This window comes from Bradyrhizobium sp. SHOUNA76, from assembly GCF_023006445.1.
Taxonomy (GTDB): domain Bacteria; phylum Pseudomonadota; class Alphaproteobacteria; order Rhizobiales; family Xanthobacteraceae; genus Bradyrhizobium.
In genome coordinates, this window is the sequence record NZ_JALBHA010000551.1 from 1 (window position 1) to 3979 (window position 3979).

The window sequence follows — 3979 nt, forward strand, 5'->3', positions numbered from 1 at the left end:
GTCGTCGCCGTCTCCGCCAAGGACATCGCCGCCCGCCTCAGCGCCGGGCGCGATGGCGGCGGTGCGCTGTTCATGCGCGGCATTGAGTTTGCGGCCGCGGGCGTCGTGCTGCTGTTCGGCGCAGGTCTGTTATTCGGCTACATCGCCGCCGAACGGACGACGTGTTTTTAGCCGCACCCGTGCCCCGGACGCAGCGCGGCTCGATTCCGAGCAGCGTCTATCTCTAACCGTCGCCCTGAGGTGCTCGCCTTGCCACGCAAGGCGAGCACCTCAGGATGACGGGTCGAAGGGATGCGTGCCGCCTCACACCGGCAGAAACCGCTTCAATGCCGGCATGAAGAAGATCCCGAGATTGATCGCAAAGCCGACGGTCCAGAGGATCGAGCGCAGTGTTGGGCGGTTGCCGAGATAGGTCAGCACATAGGCGATCCGGACGATCAGGAACAACGCCGCGAGCTCGTCGATCAGCCGCTGCGGCGAATCCCTGTATTCGGCAAGCAGCACCGCGAAGGCGAAGAACGGGAACGTCTCGATGCCGTTCTGGTGCGCGCCGAGCGCGCGCTGCGAGAGCGCGTCCTCGTAGAAGGCGGGGTCGCGCGGCCGGGAATTGTCGAAGCGGCGAAACCTGATCCATTTGACCGAGGCGATCGTAGACAGATAGAGCAGCAGCGCTCCAAAGACGCACCATTCCGCGAGTGTCATGAGCCCCTCCCGCCTGGGTGCGACCCTAGCGATGCCGGGCTCACCTTGACAAGTTCGGACCAACGCGCGACCCACAGGGCCATGACCAGTGTCGTCCCCATCGAGGCCGCGAGACCGGCCGCCCAAACCGCCTTGCCGCGCGTTGGCGTGCTCCTGATCAATCTCGGAACACCGGATACGGCCGATGCGCCGGGCGTGCGGGTCTATCTCAAGGAATTTCTCTCGGACGCCCGCGTCATCGAGGACCAGGGGCTGATCTGGAAAGCCGTGCTGAACGGGATCATCCTGCGCAGCCGTCCCCGTACCAAGGCGCTGGACTACCAGAAGATCTGGAACACCGAGAAGAACGAGTCGCCGCTGAAGACCATCACGCGGTCGCAAGCCGACAAGCTCGCCGCCGCACTGTCCGATCGCAGCCACGTCGTCGTGGACTGGGCGATGCGCTACGGCAATCCTTCCATCAAGTCGGGCATCGATGCGCTGATTGCGAAAGGCTGCGAGCGCATCCTGGCGGTCCCGCTCTATCCGCAATATTCCGCCTCGACCTCGGCGACCGTCTGCGACGAGGTGTTCCGCGTGCTGGCCCGTTTGCGCAACCAGCCGACGTTGCGGGTGACGCCGCCTTATTACGAGGACGCGGCCTATATCGAGGCGCTCGCGACCTCGATCGAGACCCATCTGGCGAGCCTGCCGTTCAAGCCTGAGCTGATCGTGGCATCCTTCCACGGCATGCCGAAATCCTACGTCGACAACGGCGATCCCTATCAGCAGCACTGCATCGCCACCACCGAGGCACTGCGGCGCCGGCTCGGCATGGACGAGACAAAGCTGCTGCTGACCTTCCAGTCGCGCTTCGGCAATGCCGAGTGGCTCCAGCCCTACACCGACAAGACCATGGAGCGGCTCGCGAAGGAAGGCCTGCGTCGCATCGCGGTGGTGACGCCGGGCTTTGCCGCCGACTGCCTGGAGACGCTGGAGGAGATCGCGCAGGAGAACGCCGAGATCTTCAAGCACAATGGCGGCGAGCAGTTTTCCGCGATCCCCTGCCTCAACGACAGCGAGCCGGGCATGGACGTGATCCGCACCCTGGTGCTGCGCGAGCTTCAGGGCTGGATCTGATGAGCGCCCCATGAACCGCCGCCGGTGCCTGGCGCTTCTTGGGATGATCGCGGCGCTGCCGGCCTCGGCGCTGGCGCAGCAGCCGAACGCGACGCGGCGGCTCGGCGTACTCTCTGTCACCGCTGCCGATGATGCGATCGGACAGACGCGCAGCATGGTCCTGGTCGAGGCGCTTGCCGGCCACGGCTGGAAGGAGCGCGACAACCTCAAGATCGACTGGCGCAGCGGTGGCGGCGACCGCGCGCGCATCGCGCAGCTCGCAGACGAGTTGATCGCGCTCAAGCCCGACATTCTGCTCGCAATCGGCACGCCCTCGGTCGAGGAGTTGCGCCGCCGCACCACGACGATCCCGATTGTGTTCGCCGTCGTCACCGATCCCGTCAGCCAGGGCTTTGTCGAAAACCTCGCGCATCCCGGCGGCAACGTCACCGGTTTCACCGATTACGACGGCCCGCTCGCCGGCAAATGGCTGGAGATGCTGACGCAGGTGGCGCCGCCCGTTCGCCGCGTGTTCGTCGTCTACAATCCCGAGACCGCGCCGTTCGCGCCCCTGATGCTGCGCACGGTCGAGGACGCCGCGCAGACGCCCCACGTGGCCGTCGAGCCTGCGCCCGTGAACGACGCCGGCTCGATCGCGGCACTGGCTACGCGCAAGGACGGCGGCTTCTTGGTCCTGCCTGATTTCTTCACCATGGCCAATCGCGCGCAACTGCTGGCGACGATCGGCGAGGCTCGCTTGCCGGCGGTGTTCTGGAGCCGGACCTTCGTCGAGGAAGGCGGGCTGATGTCCTACAGCACCGACAGCGCCGAGCAGCTGCGCCGCGCCGCCTCCTACATCGACCGCATCCTCAGGGGCGCGCTGGCGGCCGATCTGCCGGTCCAGAATCCGACCAGGTTCGAGCTGACGATCAACCTGAAGACGGCCAAGGCGCTTGGCGTCACGCTTCCCGCGGGCCTGCTCGCAATCGCGAACGATGTCATCGAATGATGCCGTCCGCAGCGGGACCCATGGCCGGATGTGTTAAGTTTGTCGCTAGGTCTGAGCCTGCGCGCTTTCAAGGGCCTTCCGCAAATACATATCGAGACCGCTCCCTCTCCATCCGTCTTGTCCAGAATTGCGCCGGTACCGACGTTACTTGCGACCGCTGAACCGGTAGGGTTGTGATCCCGACCAATGACAGCGCGGGAAGGGTCTTTTTCCTGCCTTGGAGGATATATGAGCGGTTTCGACATTTTCGCGATTGTTCTGGTGTTGCTCGTCATCGTCACGCTGGTGGCCGGTGTGAAGACGGTGCCGCAGGGCTATGACTGGACCATCGAGCGGTTCGGCAAATACACCCAGACGCTCAGCCCCGGGCTCAATCTGATCGTGCCCTATTTCGATCGCGTTGGACGCAAGATCAACATGATGGAGCAGGTGATCGACATTCCCGAGCAGGAAGTCATCACCAAGGACAATGCCACCGTGACGGTGGACGGCGTCGCCTTCTACCAGGTGTTCGACGCTGCCAAGGCGAGCTACGAGGTCTCCAACCTGACGCAGGCCATCACCGTGCTGACCATGACCAACATCCGTTCGGTAATGGGTGCGATGGATCTCGACCAGGTGCTGTCGCATCGCGACGAGATCAACGAGCGCCTGCTCCGCGTCGTGGATGCCGCGGTCTCGCCCTGGGGGTTGAAGGTCAACCGCATCGAGATCAAGGATATCGTGCCGCCGGCCGATCTCGTCGAAGCTATGGGCCGTCAGATGAAGGCCGAGCGCGTCAAGCGCGCCGACATCCTCGCCGCCGAAGGCCAGCGCCAGTCGGAGATCCTGCGCGCCGAGGGCGCCAAGCAGGGCCAGATCCTGCAGGCGGAGGGCCGCAAGGAAGCCGCGTTCCGCGACGCCGAGGCGCGCGAGCGTTCGGCCGAGGCGGAGGCGAAAGCCACGCAGATGGTGAGCGAAGCCATTTCCAAGGGCGACGTCGCCGCGTTGAACTATTTCATCGCCGACAAATATATCAAGGCGTTCGGCCAGTTCGCGGAGGCGCCGAACCAGAAGATCATCATGCTGCCGATGGAGGCCACGAGCATGCTCGGCTCGCTCGCCGGCATCGGCGAGATCGCCAAGGCGACGTTCGGTGAGAGCGCGGCCTCTGCTGCCGCCCGCCGCCCC

The 3979-nt window shown here is 64.9% G+C and carries 4 protein-coding genes and 1 pseudogene; 4 read left to right on the forward strand and 1 reads right to left on the reverse strand.

From position 1 onward, the window contains the following. Positions 1-171, forward strand: a pseudogene (locus MOV74_RS33020) (nickel transporter); the annotation flags it as partial. A gap of 132 nt (positions 172-303) precedes the next feature. On the opposite strand, the gene MOV74_RS33025 reads toward MOV74_RS33020, so the two are convergent. Further along, positions 304-702, reverse strand: coding sequence for an MAPEG family protein (locus MOV74_RS33025; protein WP_246931184.1), 399 nt, complete (start codon positions 700-702; stop codon positions 304-306). Positions 703-783: 81 nt separating this feature from the next. On the opposite strand from MOV74_RS33025, the gene hemH reads away from it, so the two are divergent. The 3 genes from hemH to MOV74_RS33040 form a co-directional block, all read left to right on the forward strand. Continuing rightward, on the forward strand, positions 784-1821 hold the full coding sequence (gene hemH / locus MOV74_RS33030) for a ferrochelatase (protein WP_246931185.1): 1038 nt from the start codon (positions 784-786) through the stop codon (positions 1819-1821). Between the two features lie 10 nt (positions 1822-1831). Continuing rightward, positions 1832-2809, forward strand: a complete 978-nt coding sequence (locus MOV74_RS33035; RefSeq protein ID WP_246931186.1) for an ABC transporter substrate-binding protein — start codon at positions 1832-1834, stop codon at positions 2807-2809. Positions 2810-3037: 228 nt separating this feature from the next. After that, the coding region (locus tag MOV74_RS33040) for an SPFH domain-containing protein (protein ID WP_246931187.1) at positions 3038-3979 on the forward strand (942 nt) is incomplete at its 3' end.